Source organism: Ilumatobacter sp. (assembly GCF_049588435.1).
Lineage (GTDB): Bacteria > Actinomycetota > Acidimicrobiia > Acidimicrobiales > Ilumatobacteraceae > Ilumatobacter_A.
In genome coordinates this window covers 1-1,649 of the sequence record NZ_JBAVYV010000364.1, presented here as the reverse complement: position 1 = coordinate 1,649, position 1,649 = coordinate 1, and the positions used below count along the sequence as shown (strand labels likewise).

Genomic DNA, 1,649 nt, shown 5'->3' with positions numbered 1-1,649 from the left:
GATGAATCAGTCGAGGTGGATCAATCGAGCTCGACGCCGAGCAGCCGACTCGCCTCGAGCACGCCCTCGTTCGACCTCGCCGCTGCGTCGATCAACTCGAAAGCGCCGGGCGTGTCGAGGTCGTCATCGAGTCGTTCGCGCACGCCGTCGAGCAGATCCGGGTTCGGTCGAGCGTTCGCCTGCCACGACTCGAGCCGAGCCTGGTTGCGCGGCATCAGGTCCTCGTCCCAGGCCCATTCGGTGCGGTAGTGGTGCTCGACGATCCCGAGTCGGATCGCCCGTGGATCCCACGCCTCACGCAACTTGTCGACGAACACGAGGTTGCCGAGGCTCTTCGACATCTTCTCGCCGTCCATCGAGATGAGCGCCGTGTGCATCCAGTGCTTGACGAACGTCTCGCCCGTGGCGGCTTCGGACTGTGCCCGCTCGCTCTCGTGATGCGGGAAGATCAGATCCGCGCCACCACCGTGCAGATCGATCGTCGTGCCGAGCTCGCGCAGGGCGAGCGCCGAACATTCGATATGCCAGCCCGGACGTCCGGGACCCCACAACGTGTCCCACGACGGCTCATCCGGCGCGGAGGGATGCCACAGGACGAAGTCGAGCGGGTTGCGTTTGTGCGGATCGTCGACGTTGCCGCCGCGCTCCTTCGCGAAGGCGAGCATCTCGTCCTCGGTGTAGTTGCTCATCGAACCGAACGAGTCGTACTTCGACACGTCGAAGTACACCGATCCCCCCGATTCGTACGCGTAGCCACGGTCCATCACCATGCCGATGAAGCCACGGATGTCGGGAATCGCCGAAGATGCGCGAGGAGAACTGGCGACCGGCAGCGCGTTCAGCGCCACCATGTCCCGCTCGAAGCGCGCTTCCTCGCTCGCTGCGAGGTCGAGGTAGTGGATCCCGAGCTCACGGGCCTTGGCGAACAACGGATCGTCGACATCGGTGACGTTGCGGACGCACGTGACCGTGTGGCCCTTGTCGATCAGGTGACGCTGCAACGTGTCATAGGCAATGAACGTGGCGGCGTGGCCGAGATGCGTGGCGTCGTACGGGGTGATCCCGCACGTGTACATCAGCACGTTGTCGTCCGGTTCGAAGGGAACGATGGCGCGGCGGGCGGTGTCGTAGAGCTGCATCGGGCTGGGCCAACCTTCAGGAGGCGTCGTTGATTCCCGTGAGCCGGGGGGCGACACGGGTCTTGTATCGGACGTTCAGCTGCAACAGCACCGCGGTGAACGCTTCGATCGCCATCGCGTTCGAGAGTTCGCCGGCTTCGAGCGGCCGGCATCCGGGGATCCGGGTGACGATTGCGCTGACCTCGCGCACGGCCGCGGGGTCGTCACTGCAGATCAACACGTCGGAGTCGATCGGGTGGTCGACCTCACCGAGTTCGGCGGCCGGCAGGTGATGAAAGGCGGCGTCGAGTCGGCACTTCGGGACGGCCGCCTGCACGTGCGCTGCGACACTTCCCCGTGGCGGTACCAGCGGCTGGAACTCCTTGTTCACCCGCACGAGCGCATTCGCCATCGAGATGACGATCTTGCCGTCGAGGCTCGCCGCGTTCTCCTGAGCGACGGTGGCCGCACCGTCCCAGGGGGTCGCGATCACGACGATGTCGGCGTTCGATGCTGCGGCGTTGTCACCGC

General features: G+C 65.4%; 2 protein-coding genes. Both read right to left on the bottom strand.

From position 1 onward, the window contains the following. Positions 1–20: 20 nt before the first annotated feature. Positions 21–1,139, bottom strand: a complete 1,119-nt coding sequence (gene cysS / locus WBV89_RS14150) for a cysteine--tRNA ligase (protein ID WP_423982000.1) — start codon at positions 1,137–1,139, stop codon at positions 21–23. 16 nt (positions 1,140–1,155) lie between these two features. Continuing rightward, on the bottom strand, positions 1,156–1,649 hold a 494-nt coding region (locus WBV89_RS14145), incomplete at its 5' end, for an NADPH-dependent F420 reductase (RefSeq protein WP_423981999.1).

What these genes read in the sequence shown, in the direction of transcription:
- cysS (WP_423982000.1), bottom strand. Translation starts at nt 1,139, where the DNA reads ATGCAGCTCTACGACACCGCCCGCCGCGCCATCGTTCCCTTCGAACCG.